Genomic DNA, 18,570 nt, shown 5'->3' on the forward strand with positions numbered 1-18,570 from the left:
GAGCTGCGCGGGTGGCGGGCGGGAATCATCACCGGATACCCTGTTCGACCGGCGAGCCAACGATCGACCGTTCACCGCCAACAGCGATATCCAAAAAATAAACTCCGCCTCTTCTGCCAGGCAATCGGACAAAAAAACAAATCCAAAAAATAGCAATTTCGTAAAAGTACGAAATCAACTTCTCCGCCTCGACAAGCTCCGCCTATCTATATAAATTTATCTCGCATCCCCGCATATATGGGGATCGGCTATATTTATTCTTCTTTCAAACTCCTGATACAGATATTGAATTTGGCGCAGCTTTCTCGGCAGGCAGGCTCTTAGTGAAAACCACCGGCAACGATTCTCAGCAAAATGCGAACTATGTCAAACGCCTGCTGCTGGCGTCCGAGCGTACCCGCCATGACGTACGTTCACTGGCACCTTGGGGAGCACTTTGATGGGCATCACGGGTCGATGGGCACTCGTCTTCATCTGCATCGCCCTGTCGTTTGGCAGCTTCGCGGATGAAGCAGCTCAAGTGAACTTTGCCCTGAGGCTGGCTGACGATACTGCATCGGTATCGATATTGCTTGCCGCAGGTCTCATTGGAGGCATTCTATCCGGCCCGATCGCCCCGATGATCCTCCAGCGGATCGGGCCTCGCCAAACGATTCCCGCGGTATTTCTCCTTCAGGCGATTCTGATCGCGGCAACTTCCCTGGCCAATGAGTTCTGGAGTTACATCGTCGTTTCAATGGCGCTCGGATCCACGGGGTCTCTTCTGTGGGCAGCAATCATGGTGGCTATTCCGAGCTATGCAAACGACGAACGGTACATCGATCGCGCCAATCGGATTACGCAATCGGTGCGGAACGTGGGTTATGTGGGCGGCCCCGCTCTCGGCGGCTTGCTGTACGGGATGGTCGACCGCTCACGGGGGCTATTGCTGCTGGCTTTGCTGGTATTGATCGCCGCGCCGGTCACTTCATTATGTTTCAACGCACTGGATTCTTTCATTCCGAAAACCGGTCAAGCCTCCACGCAAACCAGGCAGAAGGGACGACTCGACCTGCTCGGTCTCTTTCGCACGGCCGGCGTGATTCGTGCGGTCGCTCCGCTGTTGATGACGGTCGTGCTCACATCGACGCTCAATGTGCTCCTGATATTTGGAGTGCGTACTGAGCTGCAATTCAGTGCAGAGATCTATGGACTCGTCATCAGCGCATTGAGTGTGGGTCTGATCGTTGGCCCCGTGCTATTTGCGGGCCTGTTTGCGAGGCGCGGTGATGCCGCCGGTGCCTCCATCGCCGCCAGCCTCATCGGCGCCGGCATTTTATGGCTCGCATTGAGTGACGCAGCGTGGAGCCTCATGTGCGCCACGTTTCTGATCGGGTCGGCAAACGGCATCCAGAACGCGCTAACGGCGAGTTTCATGATGAAGGCGATCGATCCGCAGCGACGTGTCAACCTGATGCCGGCCTACCTATTTTGCATTCAGACTTCGGTGTTTCTCGGCTTTCTGAGCGCCGGCATGATCAGTACGGCACACGTGAGCATGGCTCTCGTGATTGTGGGAGCCGCAACAGCGATTATCGGCGCATGCGGCATCGCGTTGAATGTCAAGAACCGACCAAGCATGGTTACAAAAGGAGGCTGATCTCAGAATCAGTCACTACTACTTCGACGGGCCGCTATTCGACGAGTCCGCGTTGACGATGGCCCTGCGACGTGGGATTTCGCCCGCCGCGGAGTCCATTGTCCGCGATGGGCATTGTGTTCTGGATCTCGGCTGTGGCGATGGCCGACTTCTCCTGCATCTCGCGGGGAAATTCGCATTGAAGGAAAGCTTCGGCATCTCCCCCGTCGCCATCGATCGCTTCAATGCGTCCATCGGTCACCGCCACATTCACGCGCTCCGGTCACACCAAACCAACGCGCTACACAACCCGCTCCAACGCACTGGAAAACCTCGCAACAGCCGCATCGACATCATGCAGTTTGTCGAGACCGAACAAGCCGATCCGGAAGGTCTTGAAATCCGCCGGCTCGTCGCATTGAAGCGGCACGCCGGCCGCGATCTGCACACCGACATCGGCGAATTTCTTGCCCGAGCGGATGTCGTCATCGTCCGTATAACTGACCACGACGCCCGGCGCCTCGAAGCCTGCGGCGGCAACGCTCCTGAACCCCTTCTCGGCCAGCAACGCACGAACCCGCGTGCCGAGTTCGAGCTGCTCCGCCCTCACCTTGTCGAAGCCGTATGCTTCGGTTTCCTTGATGACGTCGCGCAGCGTCGCGAGGCTGTCCGTAGGCATCGTCGCGTGATACGCGAAGCCGCCGTTCTCGTAGGCTTCCATGATCTGCAGCCACTTGCGCAGATCGCACGCGAAACTGGTGCTGGTCGTCGCATCGATGCGCTCGCGAGCGAGCGGGCCAAGCATGACCAGCGCGCAACCCGGCGACGCGCTCCAGCCCTTTTGCGGCGCGCTGATCAGCACATCGACGCCGCTCTTCTCCATGTCGACCCAGATCGTGCCGGACGCGATGCAATCCAGTACGAACATGCCGCCGACCGCATGCACGGCATCGGCCACCGCGCGCAGATAGGCATCGGGCAACATCATCCCCGATGCGGTCTCGACGTGCGCAGCGAAGACCAGATCGGGCTTGTGCTCGCGAATCGTCGCGACGACTTCGTCGATCGGAGCCGGTGCAAAGGCGGCTTGCCTGCCCGCTTCGACCGGGCGCGCTTTCAACACGATCTCTTCGGACGGAATGCTGCCCATGTCGAAAATCTGCGACCAGCGGTAACTGAACCAACCGTTGCGGATGACCACGCACTTCTTGTTCGTCGCGAACTGCCGTGCCACGGCTTCCATGCCGAATGTGCCGCTGCCGGGGACGATGACGGCCGCCTTCGCGTTGTAGACTTTCTTCAGCGCGGCGGAAATATCGCGCATGACGCCCTGGAAGCGCTGCGACATGTGATTGATCGACCGGTCGGTGTACACCACCGAATATTCGAGAAGCCCGTCGCGGTCGACATCGGGAAGTAATCCTGGCACGTTCGCCTCCGGTAAAGGTTGAGCCATCTGGTGAGAGCGAGCGGTATTCGTGACGCGATGCCTCCACGCCTGTGCAAATCCGCGTTTTTGATTCGACGACGACCGATTCTAACGAAAGCCGTCTGAGGCTTGGGATTTTGGTGTGTTGTGGTGCGTCATGAGCACGGCACGAGATCGATCGCCGATTGGCGCTCCCGTAAAGCCCGCGCCACGAAACGCAACATCGTGAAACCGCGCTTGCTCTCGGACGACACCGGAACCTAATCTTCAATGGCACAGGCGGAGGTGGCGAACGATTCCGCCCGGGTTTCCTGACACGCGATAAACATGAAAAGCCGTGCCCGCCCCCATTCGGTTCAATCGACTCGCCAGCCCGCTGCCGGCCGGCTGCGGTGGATCACCGGCCTCGCCGCGGTGCGCGGCTATCAATGGTCGTGGCTGCCGCACGATCTGCTTGCGGGCGTCACGCTCAGCGCCGTGCTCGTGCCTGCCGGCATGGCGTACGCGAACGCAGCGGGGCTGCCCGCCGTCAGCGGCCTCTATGCATCGTTTGCTGCGATGCTCGCGTATGCGCTCTTCGGCCCGAGCCGCATCCTCGTTCTCGGCCCCGACTCCGCGCTGGTCGCGTTGATCGCCGCAAGCATCGTGCCGCTCGCTCACGGCGATGCCACGCGCGGGCTGGCCCTTGCCGGGGCGCTTGCGATACTCGCGGGCGCCATCTGCATTGCGGTCGGCGCGCTCAGGCTCGGATTCGTCACCGAGCTGCTGTCGCTGCCCATCCGGCACGGTTTCCTGAACGGCATCATGCTGACGATCAGCATCGGACAGCTACCCAAGCTGCTGGGATACCAAGGCCATGGCGAATCGTTCGTCGAGAAGGTGCGCGACGTGATCGATGGCATCGCGGCATCGAGGGTGAACGCGACATCGTTCGCACTCGGCGTCGCCGCGCTCGTGCTGATCCTCGTCTGTAAACGGCTCGGGCCCAAAGTGCCGGGCGTGCTGCTCGCCGTGGCGGGCGCGACGGCGGTAGTGATGTGGTTCGATCTGTCGCGGCGCGCGGGCGTCGCGACCGTCGGCGCGGTCCCGCCAGGCCTGCCCGTGCCGCGCATCCCGAACGTGACGCTCGACGACTGGCTGCATCTCGCGGGCAGCGCGGCGGCGATCGCGCTCGTTTCGTTCACGGATATCAGCGTGCTGTCACGCACCTACGAATTGCGCAACGACACCAGCGTTGACCGGAATCACGAATGCGTCGCGCTCGGGCTGTCGAACATCGCCGCTGGGCTGGTGCAGGGGTTCGCGGTGAGCGCGAGCGGCTCGCGCACGCCGGTCGCGGAGGCGGCGGGCGCGAAGACGCAGGCGACGGGCGTGGTGGCGGCCGCCGTCGTCGCCGCACTGCTCCTGTTCGCGCCACGCGCGCTGTCGCACACGCCGCAATCCGCGCTGGCTGCGGTCGTGATTGCCGCATGCGTGAACATGATCGAGGTGCGGGGCGTGATGCGGCTTTATCGTCTGCGCAAAAGCGAGTTCGTGCTGGCGTTGGTGTGCTTCGTCGGCGTTGCGGTCCTGGGTGTCGTGAACGGCATCGCACTGGCGCTGCTGCTCACCGTGCTGTCGTTTCTATGGCGTGCGTGGCGGCCTTACGACGCCGTGCTCGGGCGCGTCGACGGCATGAAGGGTTATCACGACGTGTCGCGCCATCCGGAAGCGCGGCGCGTGCCCGGGCTCGTGCTGCTGCGCTGGGATGCGCCGCTTTTTTTCGCGAACGGAGAGATCTTTCGTGAGCGCGTGCTGCGCGCCGTCGACGAATCGCCGCAGCCCGCGCGCTGGATCGTCATCGCGGCGGAGCCCGTGACCGATATCGACCTGACCGCCGCCGATGTGCTCGAACGGCTGCATGGCGAACTGGCGGCGCGGCAGGTCAAGCTGGTCTTCGCGGAGCTGAAAGGCCCCGTCAAAGACAGCCTCAAGCATTACGGGATGTTTGGCATGTTCGGCGAAAGCAACTTCTTTCCGACGGTTGGGGAGGCGGTCAGCGGCTATCTGAAAACGCATCGGGTGGAGTGGCACGACTGGGAAGACGAAGCATCGGGTTGAAAACGGATCGCCCGGCCGGAGCGCCGTATCCGGGCCTCCGCCAGTGACAGCACACGCTTAAAACGCAAAAGGGACGATTCAGCGCGGGAACTCGCGTGCGCTGCGGTGTAGTCTGATAGTCAGGTGCCACATCGGAGAGCGATATGGAACGGGAGTTGAAGCTACGGGTTTCCGTCAAGGATCTCGACAAGTTGCGACGCGCACCGTTGCTCGCGCAATCAAGCAGCGCCCACGCGCCTCAGCTGCTGAAGAGCACGTACTTCGATACATCCGCGCTGGCATTTCACGCGTGCGGCGCGTCTCTGCGGGTACGCGCGGTCGGCAAACAGCGAATTCAGACGTTGAAGCTGGAAGGATCGGTGCAGGCCGGCTTGTTTGACCGCGATGAGTTCGAGATGCCCGTCGATGGCGACCTCCCCGATCTGGCGCGGCTGCGGAATCGACTGCCCGCTGACAGCGACTGCGGCAGGCTGCTTCGCGACGTGGCCACGGCGGCCCGGATCGAGCCCGTATTCGTCACGCGAATCAGGCGTTCGGTTTTACCGCTGCGCTTGCCGTCCGGCGACGAAGTCGAGGTGGCGCTCGACAAAGGGACCGTGGAGGCGGAGTCGAATTCGGTGCCGATCGCCGCTGTCGAACTCGAGCTGAAACGGGGCCGCCCTGAAAGCCTGTACGGCGTCGCACTGGAATTGCTGGAGATCGTGCCGTTGTGCATCGATCGCGAGAGCAAGGCCGATCTCGGCTACGGACTGCTGGTGGCCGAGCACCGTCCACCCGTCAAGGCGCAACCGTTACAACTGAAGAAAAGCGATTCGATCGAAGACGCCTTCTGCCAAATCGCGCGCAACTGTCTGGATCAGGTCCACGCCAACGAGCGTGGCGTCGAGTCCGGCCACGATCCGTCGTGCGTCCATCAGATGCGTGTGGGGCTTCGCCGTTTGCGCTCGGCGCTCGACCTGTTCGCGAAAGTGATCCCCGCGTATCCCGGCCTCGACGACGAGCTGCGCTGGATCGCCGCCGAACTGGGCGCCGCGCGTGACTGGGAGGTGCTGGCGGGTACGACGCTCGACCATGCCGGTACGAACGGCATTCCGGACGAGATGCATTCGGTGCGCGAAGCGTGCGAGCACATTGCCGTCGAGAACCGGCAACGCGCGGCCGCGGCGGTCGGGTCGGTTCGCTACACGCGGCTCGCGTTGCAGCTCGCGTCATGGTTGAGCCGAAAGGGCTGGCGACAGGAGATGTCCGACGAACAGCGCGCCGCGATCATGCAGCCGGCCAAGCCGTTTGCCGCCGATGTTCTGCGTCGTCGGCACCGGAAACTGATCAAGCGCGGCAAGCGGCTGGCCGATCTGGACGATCACCGCCGCCACCGTGCCCGCATCGCGGCGAAGAAGGTTCGATACGCGACCGAATTCTTCGCGTCGCTGTGCCGCAAGCGGGCCGTCCGCTCGTATGTCGATGCGCTGACCGCGCTTCAGGACGATCTGGGCTGGCGTAACGATGCCGTTGTCGCGGACAAGCTTCTCAAGGCGCTGCCCGATACGTCGCCTGACGCCGCGCCGGGCGCGGGCTTCGCGCGCGGCTTTCTGGCCGCGCGCGCCGCGGCCGATCATCAGACCTTGAAGAAGCTGTGGAGCCGCTTCAAACGTCTGCCGCCACCGCACTGAATCGGCACGACGCTATCACCGCGCACAATCAGTATCGTTCGGACACACCGTCGATCCCGCGCGCCTGCAGCGCGCGAACCAGCCCGGCACGCACCGTCGCGACGTCGGAAAACGCCGGCCGTCGATGCGCGGCGACTTCGGCTGCCGTATAAGGCTTGAAATCGCGCGGCAGCGCGTCGCGGTTCATCGTCGTGAGCACCCAGTTGAGCACGTCGGCGAGATCCTGGTCCGACAGCGCCGAATTCGACGCACCCGGCACGCGCATCACGTACTCGCGCCCCGCCGGCAGATGCGTGAAATAACCGAGCGAGTTCGCAAGCGGCGGCACCTTGCCCGGAATGCCGCCACCCGTCGCCGTGTGGCAGCCCATGCAGTTGAGCACCCAGTGCTGTCGCGCGAGCGTCGCGTCGGCCGCGCCGTCGGCATGGGCGGGGATCGCGATCGCACACGCGGTGGCCGCGACCATCGTCGGCAACGAAAACAGACGGCGTGCGATGAACACCCCGCTCCGCCATGCCGCCGCACGCGGGCCGCCACGCACCACCCCGCCACGCCGCCGAATGCACCGGGCATTCACAGCCCCAGCCCCTTCGTCACGACCGCACGTTGCGCGTGAACGGCCGTGCCGTCCATCTCCTTCGCGCGCGCCGCGCGAATGTCGGCCGCCGTGAACGGCTTCGCGTCGCCATGCTTGTCGTTGAGATCGAACACGACGTAGTTCAGCACGTTCGCGATATCGTCATCGCTCGCGCTCGCGAACGACGGCATCTTGAAGTTGTAGCGCTTGTCGTGCACCGTGATCTCGCCGAACATCCCGTGCAACAGCGTCGCGACGAGTTGCGCGCGGCCCGCGTCGGCCGTCGCGTACTTGCCGGGATACTCGGTCAGCGGCGGCGCGAGGCCATCCTGTCCCTTGCCGCCGGCCTGGTGGCACACCGCGCACTGCGCGTCGAACAGGCTCTTGCCCGCCGGGTAATGGACGGCCTGCTGCGCACCGGCAAAACCGGGCAGCGCAACACCCGCAACAGCCGCCACGCACGCGACAACGATCTTTCCCGCTTGCTTCACTTTCATTGTTTTGCCGCCCCCAGCAGGACCGAAACCGAACAGTGGTAATTCGAATTGCCGTTCGCCATGCACCAGTTGATGTCGTTGTTCAACGACAGCTTGTACAGCGGCTTCTCGCGCTCGTTGCGGTTGCAGAAGCACTTGCCGCACGACGTCTTGCCGCAGCAGTCGTTGTACGACACGATGTAGTCCGAACCATCGTGCGGATTTCGGCACGTTCCGATCCACGTGATCGGCGACGGCGTCGTGCCCGGCGGGCAGCTGCTCGACGTGCCGCCGCAGCAACTGCACAGCCAGCCGTCGATCGCGCAGTACTTCCAGTAATCGCAGCTCGTCGGATCGTCGCTCGCGCCCGACGCAGCGGCGCCGGAAGCTGCCGACGCGCCCGATGCCGCATCGGCCGCATACGCGGTGCGATCGACGGGCAGCAGCGGCAGCATCGCCGAGCCCACCAGCACCTTGCCGAGCTTCGCCATCGCGCTGCGTCGCGAACTGTGCTGCGCGACGCCGCGCGCCGATCGTTCGAACCATGAATCAAACAGGCCCATGGGGTTGTTCTCCGTTGACGTTGAAAGAGGGTCGGCCGATCACGCGTGCTGCGCGTGTTCTTCGTGACCGCCGTGGTCGTGATCGCCATGGACGAACTGCTGTAGCGATGCGACGCCCCGCTCCTTCGCTTCGAACAGGCTCTCGAGATGCTCGCGCGTGTTGACGAGCCCCTTCGCACGCACGGTGCCGGTGTCGTCGAGCAGCACTGCGTACGGTAGCTTGCCGATCTGATACGCGAGGCCGAGCTCCTGCGACAGCACGTACGGGAAGCGCGCGAGGCCGTGCTTCTGCGCGAAGCGTGTGTGTTCGTCGAGTTCGCCGTCGCTCGCGAGCACGATGTTCACCGGCGTCGATTCGCTCGCCTGCAGCGACGGCAACAGCGGCAGCAGCTTCTTGCAGACCGGGCACGTCGGCGACAGGAAGAACAGCAGCGTCGCCTTGCCCGCCGCGTCGATGCCGCCGACCTTGATCCGCGAACCGCGAATGTCGGTCAGCTCGAACGTCGGCGCGATCGCGCCGACCGCCGGGCCCTTGTCGATCATCAATGCGCCGGCCGGCATGATGCGTTCGTACAGGATGCCGATCTGGCGCACGAGCGCGAGGCAGATCGCGCCGAGCGCGAGGACGGCGATCCACAACAACGCGGTGGAAACGGTGAGAGCGGTTTGCATCATGAATTCCTCAGATGTGAAAGGCGCGGGATGTTGGCGAGCAGCACGTCGACGGTGAGCAGCGCGCATACGATCAGCAGCACGGAAGAGAACAGCGTCAGGTAGTCGAACCACACGATCGCGCGGCCGCCCGGCTCGACGAGTGCGGTCGCGGCCAGCGCGACGAGCAGCAGCACGCGCGCGACATGCAGCCAGCCGATGCCGCGCGGCGCATCCGCGCGCGCGGCGGCAAAGCCGGAACACCCGCAGTCGATGTCGGTGTGGCCGCGCAGGATGTTGATCGTCATGCCGGCAGCGAACACGAGCAGCAACGCGATCAGGCCGAGCGCGCCGATCATGCGCGTATCGGGAAACAGCAGCGCCGCGGCGCAGGCGGCTTCCGCGAGCGGAATCGCGAATGCCGCGGGTGCGCTGAGCGCATCGGGCAGCAGGCGATAGCCGGCGAGCGCTTGCCGGAACGCCGCGGGCCGGCGCATCTTCGCGAACGCGCCGAGCAGCACGACGACGGCCGCGCCGGCTTGCGCGCTGGTGGCGAGTACGGGATCGAGCGTCATCGCGGCCTCACGGGTTCACGAGCAGCGTCGACGTACTGCCGATCTGCTTCTCGACGTGCTGCCGCTTGCCGGTGCGCGCGTCCATCACGACGAGGTCGGACGTGCCCGTCAGCCCGTAGAACAACGGCTTGTCGTCCTCGCTGACCTGGATCGACACGAGCGGATCGACCTTCTGCTGCGCGAGATCCCAGCGCGCGACCCGCTGTTTCGTCTTCAGGTCGTAGACCCACACCTGCGTGCCCGGATCCTTGTGCGTGCCGTCGCCGCCCTTGTGCATCAGCACGTAGTAGCGGTGCTGCTTCACCTGCACGGCCGTCTGCTGCATGCCGCCCGGGCGCCAGCCTTCGGCGCGCTCGGCGTCGGTCAGCAGCGACCACGGCTTGCCGAACGCCGGCTTGTCGCCGCTGAAATCGGCGCTGCGCACGTTGCCGTGATACGTCGTGAACAGATAGCCACCGTTGTAGCGCGACGCGTTGATGAAGGCCGGATCGTTGTCGACGTCGATGAACGCATCGGACATCGTGCGCTTCACCTCCTTGCCGTTCGCATCGAGCGTGACGGTCAGCGCCTTGCCGCTTTCGCACAGCGCGGTGAAGCGGTCGTTCCCCGACGGATACGCGAGCACGCATGCCGCGGTGTCGATCTCCGACAGCACCTTCTTCGCCACGGCGTCGATCACCGTCACCGACGCGGCCGGCGTGATGTTCGCGACGTACAGCCGCTTGCCGTCCGCGCTGAACGCCGTGTTGTACGGCGACGGCACGTGCTGCCCATGCTTCGCCGGAATCACGATCTCGCCAGTGTGATCGAGCGTTGTGTTGTCGGTCATCTCGACGACGTCGGTGCGCGTGCCGTGCGAGCCGCGCGAGAAATAGGTCGTCGCGATGAAGCTCGTCTTGTGGTCGGGCGAGATCGCGAGGCCGGGCGCGAAGCCGCCGTCGATCTGGCCGAGCAGCTTCTTCGCGTCGGCGTCATACACGTAGATGCGCCCGTCGGTCATCGTCGGCATCGCGATGTCGACGACGTACACCTCATGCGGATGCCACGACGGCATCTTTTGCACGACGAGTTCCTCGGGCTTTTCCGTCGCGCTCGCGCTGCCGGCCCACGCCGCCGCGAACGCCAGCGTCGCCGCGCAAACCGCGGTGCGTCGCCTTGCTCTCATGTCGCCTCCAATTGGGGATTCACGTTATGTGGGGCGACTGTAGTTCGACAATAAACCGGTTCAGCACCCGGACCGGCAACGCGTGCGTGCCGATTCGGGACATTGGAAAACCGCCTGAAAGGCACCGGGTGTCGACACCTTCCGGCCCCTCAAAAACCCCCGGCCAAATAGCGCTCGCCCGTATTGCGCCGACCATTTGGCCGGTTTAATCTTGCGCGGTCCGAACGACCACCGGAGGCGCCGTGCGCGTGTTTCATCAGATGTTCGACGACGCAGACCGGCATGCCGAGGCGCTGCGCGGCTGGGATCAGCGTTACGACCAGATCGGCTCCGGTTCCTATCGCAGTGCGGTCAAGCACGCGGTGCTCGACGGCGTGCAGCTGTTCCAGGAAACGGCGAACGTGCGCATCATCCAGCGTGGGCGCCTGCCACCCGGTCACACGGTGTTCGGGATGCCGCTCACCGGCTCGGGCAACTTTGCATTCGGCGATGCGCGCATGGAGCGCGGCACGATCGTGATGGCGCGCGGCGGCGCGCCTTTCGAACTCCATTCACCGGACGACATGTCGCTGATCGGCGTGGTCGTCGATGCCACGCTGATGCAGCAGATCGAGGATGCGGCCGATGTCCGGCTCGACGAGCGCGCGCTACGGCGTGGCGTCGTCGACGTGCCGGTCACCGCGCGCGAACGCGCGAGCGTCCAGCTCGCGACGCTGCTCGAGCGCGTGCTGTCGGCACCCGATACGTTCGACGCGGCGCGTGCGCAGTCCGAATTGCGCGGCGAAGTCGGCAACGTGCTCGTCGATCTCCTCACGTATCGAATGCCCGGGCCGCCGAACCGTCTCACGCATGCGTGCCACGCCGACATCGTGCGCCGCGTGCACGACTACGTGATCGAGCACCCGGAGGCGCCCGTCGACATCCTGAGCCTGTGCACGCAACTGCGCGTGAGCCGGCGCACGATGCAGAACAGCTTCCAGTCGGTGGTGCAAACCGGCCCGCTGAACTACACGCGCGCGCTGCGCCTCGCGCAGGTGCGGCGCCTGCTGCTCGACACGCGGCAGTCCGACCTGCCGATCAGCGAAGCGGCCGCGCGCTGGGGATTCATCCACCTCGGGCACTTTGCGAACGCCTACAAGGCCCAGTTCGGCGAACTGCCTTCGACGACGGCGCGCCGGACGGTGCGTGGCGCAAAAACGCGCTGACCGCGCGCAAAACCCGCGATAATCCCGTGTTGAACGTTCGGCTCCCGCGAGCCGGGCGCGCCGCGCTGCCCGGCCGCTCGCCGCACCGTGCCGCGCTGTGCGCGACGCCCACCCGATTCCACCCCACGCCCCGATGCCAGAGGATTTCCACTTCCTGTTGCTGCCCGGCTTCTCCGCGCTCGGCTTCATGTCCGCGGTCGAACCGTTGCGCGTCGCGAACCGGTTCCGCACCGAGCTGTACCGCTGGCACGTGATCAGCGCGGACGGCGCGCCCGTCGCCGCGAGCAACGGCATCCCGGTCGCGGCCGAAGCCGCGTGCGCGGACGTCGCGCAGGTCGACACGGTGTTCGTGGTAGCCGGCTTCGATCCGCTCGTGTGCTACGACCGCGCGCTCGCCGACTGGCTGCGCCGCCAGAATCGCCATGGCGCGACGCTCGGCGGCATCGACACCGGCAGCTTCGTGCTCGCGGAAGCCGGGCTGTTCGACGCATCGCAAACGCTCACGCTGCACTGGGAAGCGCTTGCCGCGTTCCGTGAACGCTACCCGGGGCTGAACGTGACGCAGGAGCTGTTCGAGATCGGCGAGCGGCGCATCACCTGCGCGGGCGGCACCGCGTCGATCGACATGATGCTCGACCTGATCGGCCGACGGCATGGCGCCGAACTCGCGGCGGCGATCTCCGAGCAGTTCGTCGTCAGCCGCATCCGGCAGCGGTCGGACAGCCAGCGGCTCGAGATCGCCGCGCGCTACGGCGTGCACAACCGCAAGCTGATCCAGGTGATCGGCACGATGCAGCGGCACATGGAGAACCCGCTCGGCTCCGACGCACTCGCGCAGGAAATATCGGTCACGCGGCGCCAGCTCGAACGGCTGTTCAGCGCGACACTGAACGACACGCCGACGCACTTCTACCTGAATCTGCGCCTCGACCGTGCGCGCGAGTTGCTGCAGCAGACCGACATGAGCATCACGTCGGTGTGCGTCGCGTGCGGCTTCGAATCGCCGTCGCATTTCTCGCGCACGTACCGCTCGCGCTTCGGCGTGAGCCCGCGCAGCGACCGCCGCGCGACGCGCTGAACGGCGCTGCTTTTGCGTACAATCCGGCGCGCTATTGCGCGCGCCGGCTGCGTTTGCCGCCATTCGCTGAACAATGCCGGCGAATGATCGACGGACCGAAGCAGGCTTCGAAAATAATTTGCAATGTCGCCGAAAATGTTCTGTAACATACCTCGCAATTAGATAGGCAGCCCTAAGGAGATGAGAGCCCGGGGCCGCGCACGTCGCGCCACGCAGGCTGCCAAATCGATCTCAATGCCGATCCGAGGGGTATGACATGACGATGCTCGCTTCGCCGTCGCCGCACCTGCCTTCCGTTCGCTTCCCCGCCGCCGCTCCTTCCCGATTCGTTTCGACCTGACGCTTAGTCCTCCTTAGTCAGTCGACGCTCCCAGCACCGCTACGCCGCACCGGTTCCATCGAGCCGGCGCGCGGGCCGTGTCGTGCCTGCTCGCCACAAGCGCGCGGGCGTGTCCAACCGTTGAGATGAGGATCACGTATGCAGACATCACGCAAAGCATTGCCGATCGCCCTGGGTCTCGCGCTCGGTTTCGGCATCGTCGGCGGCAGCGCGGCCGATTCCAAGGTCGGGAACCCGCAGGCGTCGAGCCTGCGCGAAAGCCTGACACGCGGCGTCGCGTCGGCGCCGGCCGCGGCCAGGACCGATACGGCCGCCGGCCAGTTCCGCGCCGACGGCGTCGCCGTCACGCTGTACAACCCCGCGTACCACGCGAAGAAGGCGGCCGCCACGCCCGCCGCCACCGCGCGCGATTTCGTCGCATCGCAGGCGACGCAGCTCGGGCTCGACGCGGCCGCGCTGGCGAGCCTCGTGGTGACGTCGGAACGCAACGACGCCGACTTCACCGTCGTGCGCTTCCAGCAGCAGGCGGCCGGGCTGCCCGTATACGGCAGCGAGATCGCGGTGACCGTCGCGAAGGACGGCCGCATCCTGTACGTCGCAAGCAACACGATCAGCGGCGTGATCGCCACCGCGCGCAAGGCACAGGCGGTCGACCAGCAGCAGGCGCTCGACCGTGCGCGCGCGTATCTCGGCGTAAGCGGCTTCACCAACCTCGATGCGCAACTCGTCGCGTTCGTCGACAAGGCCGGCACGCATACCGCGTGGAAGGTGCGCGGCCGCCCGCAGGACGGCCCCAAGGGCGACTGGGAATTGCTGATCGACGCGGGCAGCGGCGAAGTGCTGCGCGCCGAGGACAAGGCGTTCTATGCGACCGACGGCACCGGCTTCGTGTTCCGGCCGGATCCGCTGTCGTCGACGAAAAGCAGCTACGGCAGCACGGGCTACAAGGACAACAACGACGTCGATTCCACGCAGCTCACGGCCGCGCGCGTGCGCGTGACGCTGAAGGAGCTCGCGCTGTCGGGCTCGCGCTACACGCTGTCGGGGCCGTATGCGTCGTGCGTCGATTTCGATGCGCCGCGCGACGGCGCGTGTCCTGCGCAGGCGACGCCGACGTTCGAATTCACGCGCGGCAACCTGTATTTCGAAGCGGTGAACGTGTACTACCACATCGACACGTTCCTGCGCTACGTGAACCAGACGCTTGGCATCAAGGCGCTGCCGTACCAGTACACGGGCGGCGTGCAGTACGACCCGCACGGCGAATCGGGCGACGACAACTCGTCGTACTCGTCGAGCAGCGGCCGGTTGACCTTCGGTCAGGGCGGCGTCGACGACGCGGAAGATGCGGACGTCGTGATCCACGAGCTCGGCCACGGCATCCACGACTGGGTGACCAACGGCGGCCTGTCGCAACAGGAAGGGCTGTCGGAAGGCACCGGCGATTATCTCGCCGCCGCGTACAGCCGCGACTTCAATCAGTGGAGCCCGTCGGACGCGCAGTATCACTGGGTCTACAACTGGGACGGCCACAACGAATACTGGGCCGGCCGCGTGACGAACTGGAACGTCGGGCGCACCTACGCGCAAGCGCGCGGCGCGGAGATCCACACGGCCGGCCAGTACTGGGCGTCGTGCAACCTCGTCGCGCGCGATGCGATCGGCGCGCAGGCGATGGACAAGGCGTTCCTGAAAGGGCTGTCGATGACCAACAGCTCGACGAACCAGAAGGCCGCCGCACAGGCCGTGCTGACGGCCGCGGCCGCGCTCGGCTACAGCAGCGCGCAGCTCACGGCGATCGGCGACGCGTACAACAAGAGCTGCACGTACGGCGTGACCGTGCCGCAGAAGTCGTAATTCCGCAGCAGGCGGGGGCGTCGCACGACCTGCGGCGCACCCTTTCCTCGACATCGCTACCCTCACGAGATCGAACATGCCTACTCTGACATTGACCCGCCTGAGCGCCGCGCTGGGCGGCATGCTGCTGACCGCCGCCGCACAGGCCGCGCCCGTATGGATCACGCTCGGCGACACCGCGTTCCGGCAGCTTCAACGCATCGATGCAAGCGCAACCTCGCAATACAGCACGGCGCTCGACGCTGGCCATGCGGCCGACGGCGCCGTGCGCCGCGAAACCGTGCATATCGTCGAGATCGACGATGCCCGGCTCGGCGAGCTGGCCCACGCGGTACACCATGCGCGCGGCCACGGGCCCGGCTACATCGTGCACGACTCGTTCGACGACGCGCGCCAGGCGTTGCAGCCGGTATCGGCGGCAGTCGCGAAACAGGCCGCCCTGCCCGCCTACACAGTGTCGAACGCACCGCGGATCGGCACCTGGATCCAGCAACTGCAGGCCAGCAACATCGTCGGCACGATCACGTCGCTGTCCGGCTTCACGAACCGCTATTACACGACGTCGCATGGCGTCGCCGCGTCGGACTGGCTCGCGCTGCAGTGGAAGCAGCTCGCCGGCTCGCGCGCCGACATCACCGTCGAGCAGTTCGCGCATACGGGCTTCCCGCAAAAATCGGTGATCCTGACGATCCGCGGCAGCGATCCGGCCGCGGGCACGGTCGTGCTGGGCGGCCACCTCGATTCGACGGTCGGCCGCACGACGGAAAACACGCGCTCGCCCGGCGCGGACGACGATGCGTCGGGCATCGCCAGCCTGACCGAAGCGCTGCGCGTGTTGCTCGCGAACGACTACCGGCCGAAGCGGACGATCAAGTTCGTCGGCTACGCGGCCGAGGAAGCCGGCCTGCTCGGCTCGAAGGCGATCGCGAAGCAGTTCCGCGCGCAGAATGCGAACGTGGTCGGCGTGCTGCAGCTCGACATGACGAACTACAAAGGCGATCCGAAAGACATCTACCTGATCACCGACTATACGAACGCCGCGCAGAACACCTACCTGACGAACCTCGCGAAAACCTACCTTCCGGAACTCGCGATCGGCACGTCGCAGTGCGGGTATGCGTGCTCGGATCACGCGTCGTGGAATGCACAGGGCTATCCGGCGTCGTTCCCGTTCGAGGCCGACCAGAACGACAGTCCCTACATCCATACCGTGAACGACACGCTGGAGAATTCGGATCGGCAGGCGAACCACGCGCTGAAGTTCGGCAAGCTGGCGCTCGCGTATGCGGTCGATCTCGGCGGCGACGGCAGCACGGCCGTCAAACCCTGATCGCACCTCGGGCCGCACCGGGCGCGCGTGGCATGCGCGCCCGTTCGAGCGCGGTTCCGGTTCCGGATAGAATCGTCGTTCGATCACTTCCGCGCCACCGTGCACCGCCATGAACGATTTCTCCCGCTCCATCAGCGATCTCACGCCCGAGCGCGTCACGACCGCGTTCGACCTGGCCGGCCATACGACGGCGCGCTCGCTCGGCGTCGCGCAGGGCATCGTCGTGCGCTCGCGCTCGATCGTTGGCTCGTTCGGCGCAGGGCTGCAGACCCTCTTCGGCGGCAACATCACGCTCTATACGTCGCTGTGCGAAAAGGCGCGCCAGCAGGCGTTCGACAAGATGCTCGCCGATGCGCGCAAGCTCGGCGCGAATGCGGTCGTCGCGATGCGCTACGATTCGACCGAGATCGGATCGGGCATCACGGAAGTCATCTGCTACGGCACTGCCGTGCAGGTCACGCGCGACGCCGGCGCCTGAGCGTCACCCGCGCGTCATCCGTTACGCGCCCGCCGCCCACACGATCGCGACAATCGAGCCGATCACGAGCACCACGCCGATCGTCTTGCGCTTGTTCAGTTCGGTCCACAACAGCACGCCCGTCAGCGACAGCAGAATCAACGCGCCCGCGAGCGTATCGACGAGCAGCACCCAGCCGATGCTCATCCCGACGCCCTTGTGCAGGTTCGTCAGCCACGCGAGCGTGGTGTTGTCGGTGCGCTTGAGCGTCATCGTGTCGCTGCCGCCCCAGTATTCGACGGCGACGCTTTCACGCGGCGACGCGAACACGAGTTGCCAGTGCTCGGGCTGCACGGTCTCGCGCTCGCCCCATGCGACCGGATGCTCGGGTTCCTTCTGCACGCGGCCCATCCGTTCCGGCAAATGCAGATCCGGTTGCCCGCGCAACCATTGCGCGAGCGCGAGCGGCGAATCGGGTTCCGGGTCGGGCACGTCGAGCCGCAACGTCTCGACATGCGGCGCACCCGTCTGGATCCGCAGCGGCGGCGCACGATGATTCAGCAGGAACCCCGTCGCGCCGAACAGCAGGCCGAGCGCGGCGCCCCACAGGCCGATCCAGCCGTGCACCTTGCGCAGCCACTTGATGAACGTCCCGCGGCGCGATCGCGTGCGGCCGGCGCCGGCCGCACGCGCGCCCGGCGCAATGCGTGACGCGGGCGACACGGGCGCCGTATCGATTTCGATGGGATCGGCAACGCTCACGTTTCGCTCCAGATTCGCAAAAGATTGTGATAACAACCAACGAGGCTGCGGCATGCGTCGGTATCGGCGCCGCTCGCGTTGAGCCGCTGGATCGCGGTGTCCATGTCGAACAGCAGCGCGCGCTGCGCATCGCTGCGCACGAGGCTCTGCACCCAGAAGAAGCTCGCGACGCGCACACCGCGCGTGACCGGCGTGACCTGGTGCAGGCTCGTCGCCGGATAGACGATCATGTCGCCGGCCGGCAGCTTGACCTGCTGCACGCCGTACGCGTCCTCGATCACGAGTTCGCCGCCGTCGTATTCATCGGGCGCGGACAGGAACAGCGTGACGGACACGTCGGTGCGCAGCTTCACGCCGTTCGGCAGCACGCGCACCGCGCCGTCGACGTGACTGCCGAACGTCATCCCGCCTTCATAGCGGTTGAACAGCGGCGGATAGACCTGGTTCGGCAGCGCCGCGCTGATGAACAGCGGATTGCGCTCGAGCGCGGCGAGGATTACGTCGCCGAGTTCGCGCGCGATAGGCGAATGCTCGGCGATCTGCTGGTTGCGCTTGACCGGCGCACCCGTATAGCCAGCCGTCGCACGGCCGTCGACCCACGCGTCGCCCGCGCGGTCGAGCCGGTCGCGCACCATGCTCACCTGCTCGGGCGTCAGAACGTTCGGGATGTGGACAAGCATCGTTTCCCCTCTTTCATCGAATGGCGCGGCGGCGCGC

17 protein-coding genes are annotated in these 18,570 nt (G+C 65.5%); 8 read left to right on the forward strand and 9 right to left on the reverse strand.

What is annotated here, in order from left to right; genetic code table 11:
• Positions 1-439: 439 nt before the first annotated feature.
• Entirely contained in the window at positions 440-1,639 is a 1,200-nt protein-coding gene (locus BAMB_RS22325) for an MFS transporter (protein WP_011659439.1), read from the forward strand.
• Positions 1,640-1,919: 280 nt separating this feature from the next.
• On the opposite strand, the gene BAMB_RS22330 is transcribed toward BAMB_RS22325, so the two are convergent.
• A complete protein-coding gene (locus BAMB_RS22330; protein WP_041491518.1) occupies positions 1,920-3,047 on the reverse strand; it encodes an aminotransferase class V-fold PLP-dependent enzyme in 1,128 nt (375 codons plus the stop codon).
• A gap of 321 nt (positions 3,048-3,368) precedes the next feature.
• Here BAMB_RS22330 and BAMB_RS22335 point away from each other — a divergent pair, with 321 nt between their 5' ends.
• Together BAMB_RS22335 and BAMB_RS22340 are read left to right on the forward strand one after the other, a co-directional pair.
• A complete protein-coding gene (locus tag BAMB_RS22335) occupies positions 3,369-5,147 on the forward strand; it encodes a SulP family inorganic anion transporter (RefSeq protein WP_041491519.1) in 1,779 nt (592 codons plus the stop codon).
• Positions 5,148-5,290: 143 nt separating this feature from the next.
• Entirely contained in the window at positions 5,291-6,817 is a 1,527-nt protein-coding gene (locus tag BAMB_RS22340; RefSeq protein WP_011659442.1) for a CYTH and CHAD domain-containing protein, read from the forward strand.
• Between the two features lie 28 nt (positions 6,818-6,845).
• On the opposite strand, the gene BAMB_RS22345 is transcribed toward BAMB_RS22340, so the two are convergent.
• The 6 genes from BAMB_RS22345 to BAMB_RS22370 form a co-directional block, all read right to left on the reverse strand.
• Positions 6,846-7,283: a c-type cytochrome gene (locus tag BAMB_RS22345; RefSeq protein WP_085963175.1), complete on the reverse strand. Its 438-nt coding sequence runs from the start codon at positions 7,281-7,283 to the stop codon at positions 6,846-6,848.
• A gap of 107 nt (positions 7,284-7,390) precedes the next feature.
• The gene (locus tag BAMB_RS22350; protein ID WP_011659444.1) at positions 7,391-7,891 is read right to left on the reverse strand and encodes a c-type cytochrome; all 501 of its coding nucleotides are present in this window, start codon (positions 7,889-7,891) and stop codon (positions 7,391-7,393) included.
• Positions 7,888-8,433 (reverse strand): methylamine dehydrogenase light chain, encoded by a 546-nt coding sequence (locus BAMB_RS22355; protein WP_011659445.1) that lies wholly within the window; start codon positions 8,431-8,433, stop codon positions 7,888-7,890. The genes BAMB_RS22350 and BAMB_RS22355 overlap by 4 nt, the downstream gene beginning before the upstream one ends.
• A gap of 39 nt (positions 8,434-8,472) precedes the next feature.
• Positions 8,473-9,108 carry a methylamine dehydrogenase accessory protein MauD gene (mauD, locus tag BAMB_RS22360; protein ID WP_011659446.1) on the reverse strand — a complete coding sequence of 212 codons (636 nt, stop codon included), beginning with the start codon at positions 9,106-9,108 and terminating at the stop codon, positions 8,473-8,475.
• Positions 9,105-9,659, reverse strand: coding sequence for a MauE/DoxX family redox-associated membrane protein (locus BAMB_RS22365; protein ID WP_011659447.1), 555 nt, complete (start codon positions 9,657-9,659; stop codon positions 9,105-9,107). The genes mauD and BAMB_RS22365 overlap by 4 nt, the downstream gene beginning before the upstream one ends.
• Positions 9,660-9,666: 7 nt before the next feature.
• Positions 9,667-10,824 carry an amine dehydrogenase large subunit gene (locus tag BAMB_RS22370; protein ID WP_011659448.1) on the reverse strand — a complete coding sequence of 386 codons (1,158 nt, stop codon included), beginning with the start codon at positions 10,822-10,824 and terminating at the stop codon, positions 9,667-9,669.
• A gap of 242 nt (positions 10,825-11,066) precedes the next feature.
• On the opposite strand from BAMB_RS22370, the gene BAMB_RS22375 reads away from it, so the two are divergent.
• From BAMB_RS22375 to BAMB_RS22395, 5 genes are all read left to right on the forward strand, one after another.
• Positions 11,067-12,029 carry a helix-turn-helix domain-containing protein gene (locus BAMB_RS22375; protein ID WP_011659449.1) on the forward strand — a complete coding sequence of 321 codons (963 nt, stop codon included), beginning with the start codon at positions 11,067-11,069 and terminating at the stop codon, positions 12,027-12,029.
• Between the two features lie 133 nt (positions 12,030-12,162).
• Positions 12,163-13,107, forward strand: coding sequence for a GlxA family transcriptional regulator (locus BAMB_RS22380; protein ID WP_011659450.1), 945 nt, complete (start codon positions 12,163-12,165; stop codon positions 13,105-13,107).
• A gap of 478 nt (positions 13,108-13,585) precedes the next feature.
• Positions 13,586-15,304 (forward strand): M36 family metallopeptidase, encoded by a 1,719-nt coding sequence (locus tag BAMB_RS22385; protein ID WP_011659451.1) that lies wholly within the window; start codon positions 13,586-13,588, stop codon positions 15,302-15,304.
• A gap of 76 nt (positions 15,305-15,380) precedes the next feature.
• Positions 15,381-16,634: a M20/M25/M40 family metallo-hydrolase gene (locus BAMB_RS22390; RefSeq protein WP_011659452.1), complete on the forward strand. Its 1,254-nt coding sequence runs from the start codon at positions 15,381-15,383 to the stop codon at positions 16,632-16,634.
• A gap of 109 nt (positions 16,635-16,743) precedes the next feature.
• Positions 16,744-17,112: a YbjQ family protein gene (locus BAMB_RS22395; protein WP_011659453.1), complete on the forward strand. Its 369-nt coding sequence runs from the start codon at positions 16,744-16,746 to the stop codon at positions 17,110-17,112.
• A 21-nt stretch (positions 17,113-17,133) separates the two neighbouring features.
• On the opposite strand, the gene BAMB_RS22400 is transcribed toward BAMB_RS22395, so the two are convergent.
• Together BAMB_RS22400 and BAMB_RS22405 are read right to left on the reverse strand one after the other, a co-directional pair.
• On the reverse strand, positions 17,134-17,853 hold the full coding sequence (locus tag BAMB_RS22400; protein ID WP_011659454.1) for a PepSY-associated TM helix domain-containing protein: 720 nt from the start codon (positions 17,851-17,853) through the stop codon (positions 17,134-17,136).
• Positions 17,850-18,533: a Fe2+-dependent dioxygenase gene (locus BAMB_RS22405; RefSeq protein WP_011659455.1), complete on the reverse strand. Its 684-nt coding sequence runs from the start codon at positions 18,531-18,533 to the stop codon at positions 17,850-17,852. Before BAMB_RS22405 ends, BAMB_RS22400 begins: the two co-directional genes overlap by 4 nt.
• Positions 18,534-18,570: the final 37 nt, after the last annotated feature.

This window comes from Burkholderia ambifaria AMMD, assembly GCF_000203915.1.
Lineage (GTDB): Bacteria > Pseudomonadota > Gammaproteobacteria > Burkholderiales > Burkholderiaceae > Burkholderia > Burkholderia ambifaria.